Source organism: Halalkalibacterium halodurans, assembly GCF_005671335.1.
Lineage (GTDB): Bacteria > Bacillota > Bacilli > Bacillales > Bacillaceae_D > Halalkalibacterium > Halalkalibacterium halodurans.
In genome coordinates this window covers 2,872,645-2,893,887 of sequence record NZ_CP040441.1, presented here as the reverse complement: position 1 = coordinate 2,893,887, position 21,243 = coordinate 2,872,645, and the positions used below count along the sequence as shown (strand labels likewise).

At 44.9% G+C, this 21,243-nt stretch carries 19 protein-coding genes and 1 tRNA gene; 18 read left to right on the top strand and 2 right to left on the bottom strand.

Going from position 1 to position 21,243, the window contains the following annotated elements; all coding sequences use genetic code 11:
- Positions 1 to 106: 106 nt before the first annotated feature.
- From xylA to FED51_RS13980, 3 genes are all read left to right on the top strand, one after another.
- A complete protein-coding gene (gene xylA / locus FED51_RS13990; RefSeq protein ID WP_053430729.1) occupies positions 107 to 1,429 on the top strand; it encodes a xylose isomerase in 1,323 nt (440 codons plus the stop codon).
- Positions 1,430 to 1,466: 37 nt separating this feature from the next.
- Complete coding sequence (gene xylB / locus FED51_RS13985; RefSeq protein WP_053430730.1) at positions 1,467 to 2,963, top strand: xylulokinase; 1,497 nt, start codon at positions 1,467 to 1,469, stop codon at positions 2,961 to 2,963.
- 150 nt (positions 2,964 to 3,113) lie between these two features.
- Positions 3,114 to 4,160: an aldose epimerase family protein gene (locus FED51_RS13980; protein ID WP_053430731.1), complete on the top strand. Its 1,047-nt coding sequence runs from the start codon at positions 3,114 to 3,116 to the stop codon at positions 4,158 to 4,160.
- A gap of 64 nt (positions 4,161 to 4,224) precedes the next feature.
- On the opposite strand, the gene FED51_RS13975 is transcribed toward FED51_RS13980, so the two are convergent.
- The gene (locus FED51_RS13975) at positions 4,225 to 5,829 is read right to left on the bottom strand and encodes a glutathione ABC transporter substrate-binding protein (RefSeq protein WP_083445485.1); all 1,605 of its coding nucleotides are present in this window, start codon (positions 5,827 to 5,829) and stop codon (positions 4,225 to 4,227) included.
- Between the two features lie 190 nt (positions 5,830 to 6,019).
- Between FED51_RS13975 and FED51_RS13970 the strand changes: the two genes are divergently transcribed.
- The 5 genes from FED51_RS13970 (at position 6,020) to FED51_RS13950 (ending at position 9,208) form a co-directional block, all read left to right on the top strand.
- Positions 6,020 to 6,382, top strand: coding sequence for a hypothetical protein (locus FED51_RS13970; RefSeq protein WP_053430733.1), 363 nt, complete (start codon positions 6,020 to 6,022; stop codon positions 6,380 to 6,382).
- 67 nt (positions 6,383 to 6,449) lie between these two features.
- A tRNA-Arg gene (locus FED51_RS13965) sits at positions 6,450 to 6,524 on the top strand.
- Positions 6,525 to 6,638: 114 nt separating this feature from the next.
- A complete protein-coding gene (locus tag FED51_RS13960) occupies positions 6,639 to 7,601 on the top strand; it encodes a tyrosine-type recombinase/integrase (RefSeq protein ID WP_053430734.1) in 963 nt (320 codons plus the stop codon).
- A 149-nt stretch (positions 7,602 to 7,750) separates the two neighbouring features.
- Positions 7,751 to 8,533 carry a helix-turn-helix domain-containing protein gene (locus FED51_RS13955; protein WP_053430735.1) on the top strand — a complete coding sequence of 261 codons (783 nt, stop codon included), beginning with the start codon at positions 7,751 to 7,753 and terminating at the stop codon, positions 8,531 to 8,533.
- A 93-nt stretch (positions 8,534 to 8,626) separates the two neighbouring features.
- Complete coding sequence (locus FED51_RS13950; protein ID WP_053430736.1) at positions 8,627 to 9,208, top strand: hypothetical protein; 582 nt, start codon at positions 8,627 to 8,629, stop codon at positions 9,206 to 9,208.
- A 75-nt stretch (positions 9,209 to 9,283) separates the two neighbouring features.
- On the opposite strand, the gene FED51_RS13945 is transcribed toward FED51_RS13950, so the two are convergent.
- Entirely contained in the window at positions 9,284 to 9,514 is a 231-nt protein-coding gene (locus FED51_RS13945) for a helix-turn-helix domain-containing protein (RefSeq protein ID WP_053430737.1), read from the bottom strand.
- Between the two features lie 129 nt (positions 9,515 to 9,643).
- Here FED51_RS13945 and FED51_RS13940 point away from each other — a divergent pair, with 129 nt between their 5' ends.
- The 10 genes from FED51_RS13940 (at position 9,644) to FED51_RS13895 (ending at position 20,586) form a co-directional block, all read left to right on the top strand.
- Entirely contained in the window at positions 9,644 to 9,868 is a 225-nt protein-coding gene (locus FED51_RS13940; protein ID WP_053430738.1) for a hypothetical protein, read from the top strand.
- Entirely contained in the window at positions 9,853 to 10,206 is a 354-nt protein-coding gene (locus tag FED51_RS13935; protein ID WP_053430739.1) for a hypothetical protein, read from the top strand. Before FED51_RS13940 ends, FED51_RS13935 begins: the two co-directional genes overlap by 16 nt.
- A gap of 571 nt (positions 10,207 to 10,777) precedes the next feature.
- A complete protein-coding gene (locus FED51_RS13930) occupies positions 10,778 to 11,362 on the top strand; it encodes a DUF3102 domain-containing protein (RefSeq protein WP_083445486.1) in 585 nt (194 codons plus the stop codon).
- A gap of 636 nt (positions 11,363 to 11,998) precedes the next feature.
- Positions 11,999 to 13,204 carry a hypothetical protein gene (locus tag FED51_RS13925; protein ID WP_053430741.1) on the top strand — a complete coding sequence of 402 codons (1,206 nt, stop codon included), beginning with the start codon at positions 11,999 to 12,001 and terminating at the stop codon, positions 13,202 to 13,204.
- 67 nt (positions 13,205 to 13,271) lie between these two features.
- The gene (locus tag FED51_RS21760; RefSeq protein ID WP_053430742.1) at positions 13,272 to 13,511 is read left to right on the top strand and encodes a helix-turn-helix domain-containing protein; all 240 of its coding nucleotides are present in this window, start codon (positions 13,272 to 13,274) and stop codon (positions 13,509 to 13,511) included.
- Positions 13,512 to 13,599: 88 nt separating this feature from the next.
- Positions 13,600 to 15,057 carry a T7SS effector LXG polymorphic toxin gene (locus FED51_RS21410; RefSeq protein WP_233443837.1) on the top strand — a complete coding sequence of 486 codons (1,458 nt, stop codon included), beginning with the start codon at positions 13,600 to 13,602 and terminating at the stop codon, positions 15,055 to 15,057.
- A gap of 11 nt (positions 15,058 to 15,068) precedes the next feature.
- A complete protein-coding gene (locus FED51_RS13910; RefSeq protein WP_053430744.1) occupies positions 15,069 to 15,485 on the top strand; it encodes an immunity 70 family protein in 417 nt (138 codons plus the stop codon).
- 602 nt (positions 15,486 to 16,087) lie between these two features.
- Positions 16,088 to 16,471: a hypothetical protein gene (locus FED51_RS13905; RefSeq protein WP_053430746.1), complete on the top strand. Its 384-nt coding sequence runs from the start codon at positions 16,088 to 16,090 to the stop codon at positions 16,469 to 16,471.
- Between the two features lie 251 nt (positions 16,472 to 16,722).
- Positions 16,723 to 17,427, top strand: coding sequence for a hypothetical protein (locus tag FED51_RS13900; RefSeq protein WP_053430747.1), 705 nt, complete (start codon positions 16,723 to 16,725; stop codon positions 17,425 to 17,427).
- Positions 17,428 to 17,691: 264 nt separating this feature from the next.
- Positions 17,692 to 20,586, top strand: coding sequence for a phage tail tape measure protein (locus FED51_RS13895; RefSeq protein ID WP_053430749.1), 2,895 nt, complete (start codon positions 17,692 to 17,694; stop codon positions 20,584 to 20,586).
- Positions 20,587 to 21,243 lie beyond the last annotated feature (657 nt).

Sequence of the window (21,243 nt, the reverse complement as noted above, 5' to 3'; positions counted from 1 at the left end):
ACTTAGTTTGTCTATTGAATGAACTAAGTATAAGTGATATACTCTCATTAGCGCAACAGTTTTATTTACAAGGTTGATAACGCTTACTTTCTAGGAGGGATTCTTAATGACATTTTTTAATGATGTAGAAAAGGTACAATATGAAGGACCAAGATCGACCAATCCATATGCATTCAAATATTACAACCCTGAGGAGATTGTCGCAGGCAAAACAATGGCCGAACACCTTCGCTTTTCCATCGCTTATTGGCATACGTTTGTCGGTGATGGCTCAGACCCATTTGGTGTTGGAACGATGCAGCGTCCATGGGATCAATATTCGGGTATGGACTTAGCGAAAGCTCGAGTGGAAGCAGCTTTTGAATTTTTTGAGAAGTTAAACGTTCCGTACTTCTGCTTTCATGATGTAGATGTGGCACCTGAAGGGGAGACGTTGGCAGACACTTATAAAAACCTAGACGAAATCGTGTTAATGATCAAGGATTATATGAAAACGAGTAAGACGAAATTGCTATGGAATACGGCAAACATGTTTACCCATCCGCGTTGGATCCATGGTGCTGCGACGTCACCAAATGCTGATGTGTACGCGTATGCAGCAGCGAAAGTGAAAAAAGGGTTGGAGATCGGGAAAGAGCTTGGCGCAGAAAACTACGTATTTTGGGGCGGACGCGAAGGATATGAAACGCTACTAAACACGAACATGAAGCTAGAGTTAGATAACCTTGCCCGCTTTTTCCATATGGCTGTTGATTATGCGAAGGAGATTGGATTCGACGCCCAATTTTTAATCGAACCAAAACCGAAAGAGCCAACAAAACATCAATACGACTTCGATGTGGCAACCGGGATCGCATTCCTAAAAACGTATGGACTCGATGAACATTTCAAATTCAACATTGAAGCGAACCATGCGACGCTTGCAGGTCATACGTTTGAACATGAGTTACATCTTGCCCGTATTCACGACATGTTGGGATCGGTGGATGCAAACCAAGGGGATACATTGCTTGGCTGGGATACCGATGAATTCCCGACAGACCTTTACACAACGACACTTGCCATGTACGAAATTTTAAAAAATGGTGGCTTAGGGAAGGGCGGTTTGAATTTCGATGCAAAAGTAAGACGGGGCTCCTTTGAAGCAAACGACCTTTTCCATGCCCATATTGCTGGGATGGACAGCTTTGCGATTGGATTAAAAGTGGCTAATCAATTGCTTGAAGATCGCGTCCTTGAAGATGTGATTGACAATCGATACAAATCCTATCAATCTGGCATCGGCCAAAAGATTGCAAACAATGATACGAACTTGAAAGAGCTAGAGGCATACGCTCTATCTCTTGGGGAAATCAAACATTCTTCTGGACAACAAGAACGAATCAAAGCAACGTTAAATCAATATTTGCTAAGGGTAAACGAATATTAATCAGCGAAAGTGCTGGAAAAGAAGGGAGGTAGCTAGTTTGAGATATGTACTAGGCGTTGATCTAGGAACGAGCGCGGTTAAAGTGTTACTTGTCAATGAACGAGGGGAAGTGTGCAAGCAAGTCACAAAATCGTATCCGTTGTATCAAGACAAGCCCGGTTACAGTGAGCAAGACCCAGAAGATTGGCTAAATCAAACGATTGAAGCGATATCTCAAGTGACAAGCGAAGCAAGTGATCCAGAGGCGATCGATGGTATTAGCTTCTCTGGGCAAATGCACGGCCTCGTTCTACTAGATCAGGAGCAACGCGTTCTGCGTCCAGCTATTTTATGGAATGATACACGTACAACGAACGAATGTCGGGAAATTGAGCAAACTCTAGGAAAAGAACCCCTACTATCGATTGCGAAAAACCCTGCCCTAGAAGGGTTTACACTGCCGAAGCTATTATGGGTAAAAAAGTACGAGCCAGATGTTTTTGCTCGCGCCAACGTTTTTATGCTTCCAAAAGATTATGTCCGGTTTCGTTTAACAGGAAAGATTCATAGTGAGTATTCAGACGCTGCCGGAACTTTACTGTTCGATGTTGCTAAGAAAGAATGGAGTAAGGACATTTGTTCTTGCTTTGAATTGCCCATCAGCCTGTGTCCTCCAGTCGTCCCTTCAAGCGGGGAAGTCGGTGAACTGTTACCAGAGATTGCTGCGAAGACGGGACTGAAAAAAGATGTGCGCGTGTTTGCAGGCGGAGCAGATAATGCTTGTGGAGCAATTGGTGCAGGAATTTTAAAAGATGGCGCCACTCTTTGTAGCATCGGTACATCGGGTGTGGTCCTTTCCTATGAGCAAGCAGCTGATCAAGACTTCGCAGGCAAAGTGCATTATTTTAACCATGGAGAGGCAACGGCCTATTACACGATGGGTGTGACGCTAGCAGCTGGTTATAGCTTGAGTTGGTTTAAGGAGACATTTGCCCCAGAAGAGCCATTTGAAAACATAGTAAAGGAAATCGAAAAAAGTCCACCCGGAGCAAACGGACTTTTGTTTACCCCTTATATTGTAGGGGAACGGACGCCCCATGCTGACGCAACGATTCGCGGTAGCTTTATCGGTGTACACGCGGGTCACAAGCGGCATGATTTTACACGAGCCGTCATTGAAGGGATTACGTTTTCGCTAAACGAATCTATCGAGATTTTCCGGAAAAATGGAAAAGATATTTCTACCGTTGTCTCAATCGGTGGAGGGGCTAAAAGCCCTGCTTGGCTTCAACTGCAAGCAGACATCTTTCAAGCGAAAGTAATTAAACAATCCAGTGAACAGGGGCCAGGGCTCGGTGCGGCTATGTTAGCAGCCTATGGACTTGGATGGTACGATTCCTTAGCTGATTGTGCTGAAGCTTGGGTCAAAGAACAAGAATCATATGAGCCAAACGCTGAAAAAGGGAAAGCATATGAAGAGCTATTCACCCTTTATCGCCACGTATATGAGCAAACATATGAATTAAATCACGGTTTAAGTAAATTTAGAGAATAGAAAGCAAGATTGAGAAAAAGCAGGTGCCTGTGACGGTGCCTGCTTCGACCATTTACGACAAAAATAATGGCGTTTTCAGCAAATGAAAAGGGTTTCAGTGTTCCAGTGTGGAAATGTAAGAGGGATATTTTTAATTTATGAGGTGGAGACATGCAAATAACAACACGAATTTTTGCCGAAACAAACGGTGAAAGCGTTCGCGCATTTACGATGACAAACGACCACGGGATGGAAGTTACATGCATCGAATATGGTTGTATCATTACAGAGCTTAAAACCCCCGATCGTCATGGGAATCTAGAGAACATCGTCCTTGGATTTGACCGTATGGATGATTATGAAAAGCACTCTCAATATTTCGGAGCGGTCATTGGCCGAGTCGCAGGTCGAATTGCCAACGGTGAATTTATGTTAGACAACCAATCCTATACACTCGCTAACAATGAAGGAGAAAACCACCTTCATGGCGGAGAAAAAGGATTTGATAAAGTTGTTTGGAAAGGGGAGACGATCGACTCACAGGACGAAGTTGGCGTCGAATTTTCCTATATTAGCCGTGATGGAGAAGAAGGATACCCGGGCACTCTTTCCATGAGCGTGCGTTATATGCTCAATAACGACAATGAGTTAAAAGTGATGTACAGCGGAAAAGCGGATCAAAAAACGTTAGTAAACGTCACCAATCATTCGTACTTTAATTTAAGTGGGAATCTCAAACGAGACATTTTAGAGCATGAATTGACGCTGAAAAGTTCCCAATTTTTGCAGCTTAATGATCAGTTGCTACCGACGGGAACGGTGCTAGACGTAGTAGACACCCCATTTGATTTTCGTAACGGTCGAAAAATTATCGATGGGACGAAAGCGACATATGAGCAAAATGTCATTGTCGGTAATGGATACGACCATCCATTTAAGCTTGATACAAACCTGCAGCAAGAAATCCGTTTGGTAGATGAAGAAAGTGGGCGTTGCTTGGAAATGGAAACGACCGAGCCGTGTGTGGTCCTTTATACTGGGAATGCGCTTCAAGAAGGGGTTCCGATTCGTGGGGTCAGATCGCGAAAATATTTAGCTCTTTGCTTGGAAACACAAGGGTTTCCTGATGCCATCCATCATCCCGACTTGCCGTCAATTGTGCTGGAAGAAGGTGAGGAGTACCTGTCGACGACAACTTACCGATTCCGAACGGTGTGATTTAGGGAAAGCACATCCCCTAACATAGGAGATGTGCTTCAATGTTGTATGATCGAACAAGCCTTTACTCTTTCTTTAGCGTAACATCACGTAAAAAGTAAAAGCCGCTCGGGTATTGGAAAAATCCTTCTACTTCGTTTCGTACTCCGGCAATGGAATCAGGGTAGTAGAGATAGGCATAAGGTGATTGCTCCACAAGTACATTTTGCGCTTTTCGATAGAGCTCTAAGCGCTCCTCTTCGTCGGTTGCTTGACGCGCATTATCAAGTAGTTGATCAAGCTCATCGTGTTCAATGAACGAACGATTGCCGGCAGATCCTTTGTTTGAGGAGTGGAAGACGGGATATAAGCCATAATCTCCGTCCATTGTCACAGTTCCCCAGCTGCCGAGAAACAGTTCAGACTCCCCGTTTCCAGCCCGTTCAAGATACGTTCCAAATTCAAACATATCGATGGAGACGTCGATGCCTATCTCAGATAGTTGGTATTGAATCATCTCCGCTAAATCTTGGCGTTCTCTGTCATCATCGGTTAATAACGTAGTGGAGAAGCCATCAGGATATCCGGCTTCAGCTAATAAATCTTTAGCCATTTCTCGATCAAAGGTGATTTTGTCGATTTGCTCACTGAATCCAAACACGTCGGGGGCGATAGGGCCATCTGCGCGAATCCCAATTCCGCTCACAACCCCATCGAGAATCCCATCCTTATCGATGGCCATATGGATCGCTTGACGTACCTTCGGATCATCGAAAGGTTCTACTTCCGTGTTAAATCCTAAATAAACCATACGTGTACTATTCGCTTGCTCTAAATAGGTATCAGGTCCATTTTCGATACGTTCAGCGTCGCTAGGGTTTACAGGGTAGGTAAGATGAATCCCACCTGTTTCGAGTTCTGCAATCCGGGTCAAATCTTCAGGAATCACTTGAAATGTAACCGTATCTACCTTTGCCAGTTCATCTCCCCAATAGTTCTCATGGCGGCTTAAGGTCACCGACTGCCCTGGAGTTCGGTCTTCAAACTTAAAATAGCCTGTCCCAATAGGGCGCTCATTTGTGGGCGTAAAGGCATCTTCACCTTTCTCTAGCGCTTCGTAGGACGCTTCAATGGAACCCATACTAATAATGCTACCACCAGGATGGGCGAGATGAGACGGTAGAGGGGCAAAAGGGAATTCGGTCTCAAAATGAACAGTATAGTCGTCAATGACTTTCACTTCGGTAATCATGTTAAATAAAAAGGCGACAGGGGAACCGATTTCTGGATCACGAATCCGATCGAAGTTTGCCTTTACAACCTCAGCATTTAATTGAGAACCGTCATGGAATTGAACGTCTTTTCGTATTGATGCTTCCCACGTTGTCTCTCCGATTTGCACAAGGCTTTCTGCTAATCCAGGGGCAATTTCTAAGTTTTTGTCTAAGTAGACGAGTCTGTCGTACATGTTCGAATTGATTGAGTTTGAAACATTCTCATTTGCGCCGTGAGGGTCGAGCGAAACCGGGTCGTTCATGACGCCAATCTGTAAGTTTCCACCTGTTTCCTGCAAGTTTTCACCCGTCTCCTCTTCTTTACTACTAGACGGTTCAGTAGAGTTGCTACATGCAGTTAAGAGAGCCGTCATAAGTATGAGCAATAAAAACAATAAGCATCCCCTTTTGTTCATAATCATCCCTCCAAAACCAGTTATTTCTATAATCGAATTATACAAGATGTTGCGACGGAATCATAGAAACATCGGAGATTTTCTATCAATCTCTCAACAAAATGCTTCTTTTCGACCATAATAAAGAGAAAATGAACCTTGTCTGTATTTGTGTTATAATAACGAAGAATTTAGTAAAGGAGCGTGTTCCATGCAAGCGTTATATGATCAACTGCAAGTATATTTAAACATGGATGAAGAAATTTCGTTTAAAGAATTTGATGATTTCTATAAAAAAGTGGTAAAAGAACTCGGTGACTCACATGAATCCTTTGATGAAGGTATGCTTTGGAAAGCGTTGTTTATCGTGGAAAACATCATGTCCAACGCCGATGAACGGGCGAAAGAATCAAAGGGAAGTGAAGCAAAAAAATATCGGAAAATTGTTCAACGACTTCAACTTTGGGCAAAAAATTTAGGCGGACGTCTTGGAGCACTCGGTTATAATGAAGAAGATGTGAACGAACGTTTCAATCAAATGTTTGAAGAAGGAACGCCTGCACAGAAAGGATAATAATTAAGGGAGAAATCTTGACAAGTTCTCCCTTATCCTTTATATTAATATATGTCGTTCAATACGCGCGCCTATGGTGAAAGGGATATCACACGAGATTCCGGTTCTCGCGTTGTGGGTTCGAATCCTGCTAGGCGCGCCATCTACATATATACCAACGGTTACGGCCGTTTTTACGATAGTTTAACGCAAGACTAAGCGGAAAAAGTCTCACGGGACGAAACGTCTCTCTTTCTAACGGAAGGGGGGCGTTTTTTTGTTGCGTAAAAATAGGCTAGATGCGGATGTGTTTCAGTCGATTACGTCTTACGACGGAATGAAAGACGTTAGTTTTGACGATGCAGTAGACGATTTCTGCAACGATCGGTTGCGGACGGGTACGCGGGAAAGCACGATTGAATACTATCGCAAGGAACTCGGAGTGTTTAGACGGTTCATGATCGCGCAGAAAGACGGGATTAAAAAAGTCGCCGAGATTGACCGTAAGTTGCTTGACGAGTTTATCGTCTATCTCCGCGAACAAAGAGGTAATAAGGTAGGCGGGATAAACGCAAAAATACGGGCGATCCGTGCGTTTATGTTTTATTGCGCGGATGTAAAGTATATTGCGAATAATCCAGCTACGGATTGGAAGCAAATTAGCGGTAAGGAGCCTGAGATACACACGTTTACTGCGAGTCAAATTACAAGCATTTTGAAGATAATTGACAGGAGGAATTTCACGGGCTTGCGAGATTATGTCCTAATACTATTCCTGTTGGACACGGGCGCAAGGATAAGTGAAGCTCTTGGAGTGACGCCGGACGATATTTTATTTGCGGAAAGTAGAATATATCTGCGGAATACCAAAAGCAATCTGAATCGTTATGTACCGATGTCAGAACGTCTTAAAAACGAATTAAAACAGTTTATACGGATACATGGTGGCATGAGTGAATTTATTTTTTGTAATCTATACGGCCAACCGTTAGGAAGAAGCAGCTTCCGCTATATATTAAGCGAGTTGGGTAAAAAGGCGGGAGTTAAGGGTGTTCGGTGTTCTCCGCACACATTAAGACACACATTCGCGAAGTTTTACATTCTGAATGGTGGCGACGCATTTAGTCTAATGCAAATTATGGGCCATTCCACTTTAGATATGACTAAAAAATACGTAAGACTCTTTAGTACAGATATTTTGGACAAGCATCGAAAGTACAGTCCACTAAAAAACCTATAAAAACGTGAAGAAGGCCACCCATCTGCGCCAACAGATGAATAGCCCGCCCAAACAAACAATTCAGTAACTTTATTATACCGTGTTATCTGCGCGGTGACAAGGTTAAGTGGGCGGGACGCGTGTCTTTCTTTTCGAGGGGAGGCAATCGCATGTATTACGATGATTATCGTCGTTACCGCTCGTTTGCGTCGATTGACGATTTAAACGAAGCTGTACGTTATGCACTTTATTATAATGCGGACAAACTAAACGGGACGGCCGTTGCAGTCTTGAAGTTAATCTCGCGCTACTCATGCGTCATACCGGGCGTTAGTTGGCTTAAATGCGCCACTATAGCGTCAGCGGTCGAAAAGTCGGAAAAGACCGTCCGCCGTGCGCTTAAAACGTTGCAAGAATGCGGCATCATTGAACGAATACCGACGATTCGCGATAAAGGGGGACGCGGTTACGATATATGCGTGATAAAAGATGTCCAGGCGGAAATGTCCAGTCGATCGGAAGCGGGAAATCCAACGGAGTCAACGGCTTCACCAGAAAATGAAAAAGAAGAAACCTTAAAATATAATCAAAATACTTACGTAAAGGATGGCGACCAGCTCGACGCCTCCTATTGTCCTGATTACATACCGGATGAATTTAAACGTACTGTATGTCCATTTTTTCCTGCGGCTAACGATATTTATACACTATGGGGGCGTGTCCTATTAGCGTACAAAAATAGCGCGCTAGAAAGCCCATTAGAGGACGTTTTGGCGATCGTCATACAAACGTTTAAAACGTCTGTCTTTGCGTTAAAGCGGCGTAAGATACGTGGCTCTTTTAACGGCTACTTTTATGCGGGTTTGCATCGCGTACTGACCGCTCAAAGGCGTAGGGAAGTATTGTCGGGCGGACCGTTTTACGATTGGTTAAAGGTCGAAAAAATCGGATGATTTAGCGCCCGAATCGAGCTAGTGGTCTTTTTTGTGGAAAAGTACGGTAAATAAGGTTACAATTTTGCTATACATATACAAAGGGGGATAAAAGTGGATTTTGTTAAAAAGTTACTAACGGGTGTATTTTTGACCTCGATTATTCTTACGGGATGTCAACAAGAAACAACATCAACCAAGGAAGAGTCTACGAATGATGAATCAACTGATGATACATATTCCAAAGACTCGGAAGAAATGGAAAGAAGATTCAATGAGGATAGTGAGATTTGGATTTACAGTATTGACGCGGATGTGGAGTATAATTTTGAAGGATTGGACGTTAATTTAGATAAAATATATCTTTCTTCCGATTCCGACCCGTATATTGCTATTAAAGTGAATTACTTAAATAAATCACATAACAAATTTACGGTATACCCCGACCTAGCAAGAATAACATTAAGTACCGGTGAAGAAATCAGTGCCTTAGATAGTGTATATTCTTTTGAGGATGGTAGTCACGAATTAGAAAGGAAAGGTGATACATTCTCCGGATTTTTTGTATGGAAACGCAGTTTTAGTGATGTAGACGATATTAAAGAAATTAGTTTGGATTGGTCGCATCACCTCAACCCTGATTCGGACCATAGAGACTATGAAAATTTCAATTATACTTTCACGATTGCTGATTAAGTTTTATTTGCTCTGCTTCGGTGGGGCGTTTTTTCGTGTCGTTAAATTCCCGTATGTGGGATTCGGGCCGTGTCTTTAAGATTTATCTCTATATTCAATTAAATCGCTAACATCACATTCTAATGCCTCACAAAAAGCCTCTAAAGTTTCTCGTGTTATAGAACGGACTCCTTTACCTTCTCTTTGAAGCTCTGCGTCATTGACCCATTGACTTATTGTATTTGGACGAACTCCGGTCATTTTACCTAACTGGTACATAGTGATGCCCCGCTTGTCTAATAATTCACCAAGCTTTATAACAATCATAATTACCTCCAAAATATATTTTTTTAAATTTTATCATATTAACTCTTGACGTTAATAACTAAAGGGGTTAATATTAACTCATAAAGTTAATAACTCAATACGTTATCATTATCAAGGAGGCAATCAAAAATGAAAAGTGAATTTATTGGATACCGCGCAGTAACAGGCGGCTACATCGTCACCGCCGTCCTAACCGGCCAGCAACGTTTCATCTTAACGGAAGATTTTAACGCATTCTTCGTCTCAACCGGCTTTGTCGCGCCTAATGCATTAATGGGCGGCGTGTACGTCGACCTCGAAATTTTGTCCGAGTTTGATTTAACGGAGGAGGTTGCGCCATGTGTAGCAAGCTAATTAAGGTTACGGTCCAGCACGTTTTGCCGGAGTGCGACGGCTCATATTCTGTTTACCGGTTCCCGGGTTATTTAGATCCTCGCGGCAAAATGGTTTACTATCCCGACAATGATACGCTTATGGTTTCCGAGTATATTTATACCCATCACGGTGACGTATACGACGTGTCTAACCGCGGCGCGATCTACTTGGCGCGATCCGCTGACAAGTCCGTGTTTACGGCTGACTTTATCCAGCGCGTCCATGAACTTTTGCACGACGTTACCATGTTCGACTTCCTTAAAAAGGCCTATCCCCCTGAAAGCGACGAAGTTTTGCGCGTCGATCGACTGTTATAGGCGGAATCACCCCCCGATGAATTGGCCGTGGGTGGCCGAGGAGGGAGTACGGAGACGATGGCGGTCTCAACGCATACCCAAAAGAACCATTGCCAAGGTTGTTGGCGCAACCTTTGTCGGTGTACCGTACCGTTACGACGGGATTTGGCTGCGGTACCCGACAACAACCCGGTGGCTGCAAACACCGGGGGATCAAACGGAGCAGGACGCGCATTGGCGGGCGTGTCCGCTGGCTCCGCTCAAAAAAAACCTGACTTGGTCGGGCTATTTGGTGTGCCTCTGAACTTATTATACGAACATACGTTCTGTAAGTCAACAAGTTTTTTAAATTATTTAAGGGAGAGAGGGTATCAAATGAGTAAGGGCACCCCTCTCAAATGAATAAGGGTGACCCTATCAGGAGAGTAAGGGGAACTAAACTCTTTATTAACTAAACTATCTTTAACTAAAGAAACATTATTCGGTCGCTAACGCTTCCCTCAGACTTCGTTCGTTTACACTCACTCGTCATCTATTCATTAGCCGCGAAAGATTTTAATAATAAAAGATTATTCGCAGAGGAGGAGATGAGATGAATCAGGTAACAAACGCACCGCCCACCGAACTATCGACCGACCTCACCATCATCACCGCCGAAATCAACTCGTACAAACAGATCGCGGGCAACGCTATCTTTGAGATTGGGAGGCGGTTGAAGCACGTTAAGGAGAACGATCTTGCTCACGGAGAGTTCGGAAAGTGGCTCGAAGAAAAAGTTAGTTTCACGGATAGACAGGCGCGGCGTCTTATGCAGGTTGCGGAAGAGTTTAAAACGGACGACGTCGTCCGAATTGGCTCATCGAAAATATTTGAATTAATACAGTTACCACCCGAAATCGACCGCGAACAATTCGTAACGGAGCCGCACACAATTCCGTCCACCGGCGCCACCAAGACGGTCGACGAAATGACCGTCCGCGAACTCCGCGAAGTCAAGCGCGCGCTAAAAGAGGCGGAAAGAGAAGCGGACTCACTCCGAAAACAGGCCGCAAAGGCGGGCCAGTACGAATCCGTATTCGGAGACGCCGCGATATATGACACGAACGTCACGCGCGTAACTAACGGAGACGCGATTAACGATATGTACCGGTTATTATCGAGGCTCCGACGACAATAAATAGTCAAGATAGTACTATATTTTTCCCGAATTGTTACCTATATAGGTGTGGGAGTGGATGAAAAAAATTTTAATTGGATATTGTTTTTTCGTCCAAATGTTACCCTTATATATGAGAGATTTTTTTCGGCAATATTGTTTTTTCCTCTAATTGTCTGCTATATAAGTGATAAGGGAATCATTATTTTTTTGGATTGATTGTCAATAAAATTCTACACCAAAAAGTAGAAAAGATTATCGCGGATTACGAGGAGATTATGGTGAGGGAGTAGAGTGATATATCGGGGCAAAGACCGCCCCTCAGACTGCGGTCACTAACGTTCCCTTGTCATCATATCTTACTGCCGCGAATGTTTTAACCATAATTAATGACCGCGGTAGAAGGATAGTTCGCATGAGGGAGTGGTTTTCCCCCGAAATGCAGGGCGATAGCCCTTTTGAGAAGTTAACGTGAATGTTAAACATTCCCGGAACTTCGCGTATAAGTTACGAAAGTAATTCGTAAGATTTTCAAAAAAACGTTGATATATCAAGGGTTTCAAGCTCCGTTCCTTAGAAGGAAAAAACGAAAAAAAACGGTATTGAGTAGCATTGCTTCGCTACGCTAAAGTAAACGATGAGAGGAGACGGTACAATATGAAAGTGAACATTATTGACTCGATTATGGGAAGCGGAAAAACGTCATGGGCTTTACAACATATTGAAGAGGCGCCAGCCGACGAGAAGTTTATCTATATAACTCCGTTTCTTTCCGAGATTGAACGCGTTAAGACTACGGTTAAAACCCGCAAATTTATCGAGCCAAACAACGCGAACGAGGAAGGCCGTAAGCTACGTAGTCTGAAGGAATTAATTGCGGACGGTTATGACATTGCGGCTACTCATTCGCTGTTTCAATCGGCGGACGATGAGCTTATCGATCTATTAGAGGGGTCCGGCTATACTTTGATATTGGACGAGGTAATGAACGTCATCGAAAAGGCCAAAGTAAAGGAAATCGACATCCAGACGATGTTAAAATCGGGTTTAATCGAGATTGATGAGACGACTAACCGCGTTATTTGGAAGAGCGTTGGAACTGACGGAGGGAGATTCGAGGACATTCGCCTATACTGTCTCGCGGGTAATTTATTTCAATTTCGCGGTAAATTTTTGTTGTGGGCTTTCCCTCCGCGAGTGTTTAGAGCATTTGAGAGAGTGACGGTAATGACGTATTTATTTAGTGCGCAAATTCAGCGTTATTACTATGATTTGCACGGGATCGAATATGAGTACAAAGCTGTCAAAAAAGTTGGGGAGCGATTCGAATTAACTGAATATGAGCCCCTTAATGAACAGCGCGAGAAAATTATGGAACTTATTGACCTGTATGAGGGGAGGCTCAACGATGTCGGTGATCGCAATAACGCATTCGGGGCGAGTTGGTTAAGAAACGCATCGAGTAGTCTCCAAGATAAAATAAAGAGAAGCACATACAACTTTTTTAAGACTCATGTTAAATCTAGAGCTAAAGAAAATTTATGGACCACCTTAAAAGAGAAAGAGTCGCGTTTGGGTGGCGATGGATACAAAAAATCGTTTATCCCTCTGAATATGCGAGCTACTAACGACTATTCAGACCGCCGGGCGTTGGCTTATTTGTTTAATCGATTCATGGACCCATATGAAAGATCTTTTTTTGAGGATAACGGGGTAACAGTCGACCAAGACTTACTCGCAGTGTCTGACTTGTTACAATGGGTGTACCGCTCACGTATACGTAACGGAGAGTCAATTCATTTATATTTACCTTCGTCACGCATGCGAATCCTGTTGAAATCGTGGGGGAATTATGAGATTTAACTATAAAGTTAAAAAAGTAATCAGGCTGATAGGTTTGGTTCTTTTTTAGTTTAGGGGAGGGATTAAAATGCACATTACCGCGAAAGACTTCAAGATCATTCGACGAGTATACAGGCTCAGTTTAGAGGAGTACGCTCTACTTTTGGACATTTCAACGTCTCTCGCCAGCCTGATCGAGAATGGCAAGCGTAACCTAACGGACCCTATTGTCAAACGGTTAGTCCGGAAATTCGACCTAACTCCGGACAAGTTAGCACGAATTCGGGAAATTAACGACGAGTTCCGTGTTACTCCACACAACTACTAATAAAGGATCAAAGTCCTATTTCTCCTCTCTTTACCATACTTTATGATAGATAATATGGATAAGATTTCCTTTATCAAGGAGGGGAGACATGAAATTCTTAGATGTGAACCAACATCTCTCGGAACTCGATGAGCACATCAAAGTGTTAAAATCATATGGAGATGTTTTCGAAGAAGTAGAAGCAAGAATTACACGTGTCATCAATATGGATGGAGCATTTAAAGGTGAAGGTGCCCAAGGGGTCATCTATAATCATGCCCATGTGCAGCTGCCAACGATCCGCTCCATTCGCGCCTTTCTGATTTCTTATGCCGAGACACTCGAAAAGATGAAAGCGAACATCACTGAGTATGAGCCCGCCTCCAATGGCTCTGTGTCAGAGGTCTTTTGGAAAAACCAACTCCCAAAAGCATACGATCGTTACGAAGAGACGTTAGAGGAACGAGAGGCAGCGATTAATCAGGCGACAGCCGAAGTCAGCCACATCTTGCACCTCGGAAAGCTTCAGACAGGCGATGTATACAACAGCGTCGATAGTGCACGCAAACACGCAGATACGGTGCTAGAAGGCTTATATGACCTCGACCAAGCCGGTGTCGAATTAATGGCCCAAGTACGAACGAAGATGGAAGAGTTAAAAACGACGATCCGACAGGTGCTAAACTGGACTGTTACTGGTGGCGTGACGATGAAGGGTGTCAGCATCATGGAGGTAGGCGGGTATTTCGCGAACAATGCGACCTTACATGAGAAAGCGCCAGCAGTCGATACGAGTAAGGTGAGTGCGGGTGTGCATGATCCGGCGCTAGCAGGTAATCCTGCGTATATGATAAGCTATCAGGCGTGTTCTTTCAACGACTGGGCCAATCCGGAATTACGTGAGGATTACGAGCTAATTTATGAAACAGAAAATACCTCGAGCGCTTCGATAGGACAAGAAGCCGGATCTGCTGTACTTGATTTTATCCCAGTCGTCGGTAATATTAAGGCTGGAGTTGAAGCGATCATAGGAAAAGACCTCATTACTGGTCGCGAACTAGAAGATTGGGAACGAGCCCTTGCTGGTGCTGCAATTATCGGTGGACCGGTAGTAAAAGGAGCTTCTAGGGGAGCAAGGTTAGTTAATAATATCGATAACGCTCATGATGTTGCTAGAGGGATAGAGAATACTAGACCATCGTGGAGACAGAGTGAAATTGATGTAGGAAAAGATTATCCCGGCTATCGTGATCAGGTATCATTTAAGGATGGTCTTGAAGTAAGTCATGGCACTAGAAATAGTTCGCGACCAGATTTTTATACCAATGGTCACAGCATAGAAGTTAAAAATTATAATGTAACTACCCCTTCGGGTAGAAGTAATTTAATAAGAAATGTCTCAAAACAAATAAATAAGCGGGTAGATGATTTACCTCAAACAACTAAACAATCAGTAGTTATTGATGTTAGGGGACAAAATGTCTCGAGGGATGTTTTGAGGGAAATTAAACACAAAATAAATGAAAGATCAAACGGTGTTGGAGAAATTATCTTTAAAATGGATTAGAGGTGACGGATATGACAGTAGGTTTTATGGTAGATTGTTTCTTTTTTGAGGCTGGACACGGTGATTTTGTTCATTCGTTTTTTTCGACAATTTCATATCATTTAGAAAAGGATGGGTGGGCGACGAAATATCCTTTACTAATGAATGATTTATATCATGGTAAGTTGAAGTGGAGCGATGTTCCGGAGGCACGTGAAAATTTAAAAGAGATTGAAGCAGAGCTATCAAAACTCCCACCTGAAAAGGTGATATGGGATATTGAGGACTTATCAAAAACTCCTCCTTGGGGGAACAATATAAGCCCTAAAGTAACTGATTTATCCAATTATTTTGCAACAACCGACGGAAAAACGTTTTTTGAGGTAATACGATCAGCAATGGATGTGGCACAAGAAGACGAATGCGATATGAAAATTCAAGCACTATAACTAAAGACAAAGGCGCATCTTTTCGCTAAACAAGTCATGCAGCTTCTCTAAAGGAGGCTGCTTTTTCTATTTTCAAAAGGAGGTGACTACGTGACCCTAGAAAAAGAAATCCGCAAACTCGCCCGCCTACACTGCGCCAACTTTAACGCCGCCACAGAAACGGATTGCCTCTATTACGACGGACCGTGCCGATATTTCAACGAAAAAGGACGGTGCTCCTACTTAGAAACGGCCGTACTTCCGGCAGAAGAAGCGCTACAAACGCGATATTGGAACGCGATCACAGGCAATGCCCAGCCCGTCTACTGCGCTTCATGCGGCGATCCTTATGAGCGGAGAAGTAACGCGCAAAAATATTGCCGTAAGTGTGCGCCGAGAGTTCGACTGGAGCAGGCAAGTAAACGGAATAAGAAGTACAGAGAACGTCAGAGACGGGAAGGGGGCGCAGGGTGAGTCTCCGCAAGAATTACGCATTCGAGAGGAAATCAGTTAATTTTGACGGAAAAATCACGCGATATTAGAACGTTACTTATTACCGAGTGTATTTGGTAGAGTAACGGCTTTTTGACGTTCTATTGCGTCGTATTAAAGGAGGAACGCCCTTGGATTGTATCTATAAAGTACGCGACCATTACGGAGCTTACGGTTCTGACCGGACCTACTTTGAGCGTGACGGCTACCGGCCGTTTTACCCCGACGGCGCCGCATTCATCAATTACCGCGCTCAGCCGATGCCGGACGGTTGCTACTTTCTCGGATTCGAGGTTAGCACGCAAACGGGCGAAGTTGTCGCACTAAAACGGTGGGCGAGCCGGGAGCAGACGGAACTGACCGCGAAAATAGAAGCGTTAAAAGCGGCGGTGAGTGCTGCGTGCGCTTATGACGATAGAGTGCGGTGCTTTGTCGGCGGTGAGTTGGCGGAGAACGTAATCAAAAAACTAGAAAGGGAGTATGACGAGTGGCAGACGAGTTTAAGCCAAGATTAAAGAGCTTTCAAGAGAGGCGCTATGAGCCGTTTGTGTGGAGGGGCGGTAAAGGGACGGGCGATGAACTAGAATACCTTGAAAGCACCGGCTTTTCTTCGCCGCGCAAGACGCAAGTAAAACGGTCGAAGAGGGGATGAAAGTTAAATACGGATTAATCAAAAAGCATGGGAAGACTTGGACCGTGAATGTGAGAAACGACTAAGGAAAGTAGTCAAGTATTATCAAAAACTAATAATATGGGGGAATTTACTATGATGAATTTTGTCGAAAAAGCGAAACAAGCAAAAGAAAAAATGATGGAGATCGAAAATAGAAGCACTAGCAATATTGGTGCCTGGAAGGACCTTTATGACGATGCTAAACGTGAAATCTTGATGGATAAAATGCTTTCCGAATCGGGCAAACATCAAAAAATCGAAGAACTCAACAAAACGATGGGACGACAGCTTTTGGAAATGCTCGCGAAAGAAAAAAATGAATATCGACAAGCGGTTGTTGAAGCCGAAAATAACGCAAAAAGAGAGCTAGCAAACCCTCTTAAAAAGCCTCACGACCTGGATATTGCAATAAACGATCAAACAATACAAAAAATCGAATTAGATGCACTCTTTTCGCGGAAGTCGGAAGTGGTCAGATCAATCTCAGATTATGCGGACAAAATAGATAACCCTTACTTTGCCGAACAATTGTTGGGGAAATTGCCGACACTAATGGATCGATTAGGTCCACTTGAGTCCGCCGAAATGGCTAAGTTGAAATCTGCTTATCACCAACTCCAAGACCGTGCGCTGACGGAGGAAAAGAAAGAGGCGAAAGCTCTACTTTCAAGCGTAGAAAATGCCTTTGGGCGTAAATTATACAATCAGCTTCACGAGGATGTTGTTGCATCGCGTGCGGGAGTAGAGTTTTCACGACATTTAAATGACGCTGAATCTAAATTAGAAATTTTAGATTGAGAGGGATAATTGTGAAGCAGATCAAGAACGTCAAAGTTCCAAACGAGATTTTAAGTAATCCCAATAAATTAATGATGTTTTGGTACTTATTATCTCAATCCTCCAGAAATGGAGAATTAGAGAGTTGGATAGAAACTCACGGAGAAGATAAAGTACTTAATCTAATTGTCGACCATGTCAACCAATCAAGCAATTTAACCTAAATAACCGAGTAAGAGATCGCCTTTGACGGGCGGTCTTTTTTTATTGAAAGGAGTTATTAATATGGCAGGGGCAAACGCAGGAGAGATAAAAGCAAGATTAACCCTCCAATCAGAGGACTTTAAGCGCGGAATGGAGCAAGCCCGATCTGAAATGGAGCAGGCTACGAAGTCATCTCAGAACTTCAAAAAATCGCTCGACATAATCGAAAAAGGCGCACTAGCCGTCGGAGGCGCCGCACTTGCCGGAATTGGCTCATCGGTAAAAGTGGCGGCCGATTTCGAACAAGCGATGGCACGCGTTGCGGCTGTTTCCGGAGCGACCGGCGACGATTTTAAACGCCTCGAGGACTTGGCTCGCGACATGGGTCAGACGACCGTTTTCAGCGCGTCAGAAAGCGCGTCTGCGCTAGAGTTTTTAGCGATGTCGGGCATGGACGCGGAACAAATGATTGCCGCGCTACCAAACGTACTAAATTTAGCCGCATCGGCCCAGATCGACTTAGCGCGCGCCGCCGATTACGTGACGAATATTATGTCGGGCTTCGGATTGACCGCGGAGGACACCGCGCTAGCCGTGGACGTCCTGACTAAAACGGCAACGACGTCCAATTCGACCGTACCGGAACTCGCGGAAGCCTTTAAAATGGCCGGACCAATCGCGAAAGAGCTCGGCTTTACTATCGAGGAGACGGCTGGGGCTCTCGGAGTCCTACACGACAACGGCATCAAAGGTTCCGCTGCTGGTACAACGTTACGAGCTGCGCTATTATCGCTCGCGAATCCGACCGGACAGACGGCCAAGGCGCTGAAAGACCTCGGAATCAACGTAGAGACCGCCGACGGAAAAATGAAGCCGTTACCGGAGTTAATCGGCCATATCGCGGATAAGACGAGCCACCTAGACGATGTACAGCGGACGCAAGCAATCGCGCAATTGGTCGGAACCGAAGCCGCTTCCGGATTCCTAGCGTTGCTCGCGAAAGGCGAGGACGATCTCGCCAGCTACACGAGCGCATTAGAGGACAGCGCAGGAACCGCCGAAGATGTAGCACGTATCCAAAGCGACACGGTTAACGGCGCGTTTAAGGCGTTCCAGTCCGCGTTAGAGGGCGTCGGAATCTCTATCGGCCGTGAGTTCTTGCCTGTCGTCCGGACAATGGTCGAGCGTGCAACGGACCTAACGCGGGTGTTCGGCGATCTTGACCCCGCGGTGGTGGCGCTTGGGCTTAAGTTTGCGGCGGCTTCGTCCGGCATCGCTCTTGCCGGAACAACTATCGTCAAATTAGGTACCGCGATCCGCGGTCTTTTTGCGGCAATGGGGCCAGCGGGTTGGTTAATTCTCGGCTTGTCCGTCCTAGGCGGCTTGGCGGTAGCAACTGCGGATCAGACGTCCAAATTAAAAGAGGTCAACCTAGATACCGCCAAGGCGATGACGGAAACAGGCGATAGCATCCGCGCCAATCTCGACGATTACGAAGAGTTGCGTAGACGTAGCGGACTAACTAATGAGGAGTTTGCTCGGTTCGTGGATATTCAGTCGGAGTTGAGACGTGCGGTAGACGAAAGCAAGATCGAGGAATTGACGAAAGAGCAGGATGAACTCCGCGAAAAAAGCGGCCTGTCCAACGACGAGCTTGACCGCATGGTCGACCTCAACGGCGATCTATTGGAGGCCGTACCTGAGGCGGAGCGCGTCATTACCGACCAGGGTAACGCCATTATCGATACGACCGATGCTATGCGCGATTACGTCGATCAACTGTCTGACGCCACGCTGCGCGAGTTGGAAAGACAAAAGCTAATAGCGGAGGGTAACGAGCGTGAGATCCGTGCCGAGTTAAATAAATTACAGGATGAACTAAATGAAGGACTCGAAAGAGAGGAAGAGTTACGCCAACGATTCAATGACTTTGACGAGGTCGCGCACGAAAAGCGCTTAGAGGAGGTTAACTTACAGCTCCAGTCGGAGGAAGCGCAAGGCCGTAAGAATTACGCGCTTGAGGCCGAAAAATATAAATTAGAAGGTTTGTTGAAGTCGTACCGCGAAGATCTCATCCTGCAAATGGAGAAAAATGACGAAATAAGGGAAACGATCGAGCAAAAAGAGGCGGAGCTTGGCCTAGCAGATGAGATTACTAATATGATGGTAGATCAGATACTGAAACAGGAAGGAATTAACGCGGAGATAGGCGAAGGTGTAGAGGCCATAGACAAGGAGATCGCGAAACATAAAGAAGCACTCAAAGAACTAGAACAACAGGGAAAGAAAAAAGACGCCAACAACCAGCTATATCAAGAAGCGATTCAAGAACTTAAGGACGAAATCGCGGCACTAGAGCGCGTCAAGAGTACAATTAATGAGGTTACCGGCGCACAACAGGAAACGACGTCCGAGATCGGTGAATCGCTATCAGTAGCGGAACAACTACACGAATCGCTAAGCGAAGGCAATTACAGCAAATTTGTCGACGTATCCGATGACGGAACCATTGCGGACATCGATAAACGAGCGTCCAATCCGGTCACCAAGACAATCAATCTCCGCGAGGTAATGCAACGTGCCGCGAAGCCTGCGTACCACCAAGGCGGATTAGTCGGAAAACGATCCGGAACGCTCGGTGAATTGCCGAAACTTCATACCGGAGGATTGGCGTCGCAGTTGGTAGATCGTCCGATGTTTAACGAAATTGACGTCCGTCTGCTCCGTAATGAGATGGTTTTAACGGAAGCACAGCAGGCGAATTTGTTCCGTATGTTAGATACGGCGCCCGTGCAGCAAGATGTTCCGGATAAATCGTCCGAGACTCTTCTGCGGAGAAACAATAAGTTACTTGAAGAAGTAATAAGTGCGCTTGAACACGGCAGGGAAATTAAGATGTATATGAATCATCGAGAAGTAGGGCGTATCATGGACCAATATCTTGGGGAAAAGCGTGATGAGAGACTAAGACGTTAACTTTATTCGGACTGGCGTTCGCGGCGTTGACCGACGGGCGCCGTGCTTTCTTATAGGGCGCTACCTATAATGTATTACCGCTTTACCATACGCCCATATAATAGGTAGATAGGCGGCATGGGGTCGGATACACCGCGATACGTATACGGAGTTATTCCGTATATTTGCGCGAGAGTCCGCGAGTTAAACGGAAAGACGGAGGGGCGGCGCTATGTGGCGATAGTGCGTGCGTCTAACGTTAACATTTCACCCGCACGGAGACGACCAAGCGGACAGGGCGCCATAACTCAGGGGGTTACGGGTATACATATATACGGAGAGTATGCGGTATTTTATGCAGTTTTGGCGCGGCTTTTCCGAATCGTGAACGTTGATTTGACGCGTGTTTCAGCGTGCATAAAACTTGTTGCGCTTTTTGTCCGCGATAGGAACGGAAAAAAGACTGTAAAGTCAACGGTTTGAAGCGATTGATCAGCGTAACAAAAGGACGTTCTGTTACGGTTGATAAACGGAAAATTGAATGAATATGCGCGAGGTCAAGCGTCCCAATCCGACTGAAAATCGCCCGCCCCCCAACGGTATGGTAAATATTTCCCGCGTCTGACAGACAAAGCTTGCGCACAATTTTTCGAACTCGGGGCGTCCTCGGAAATATTT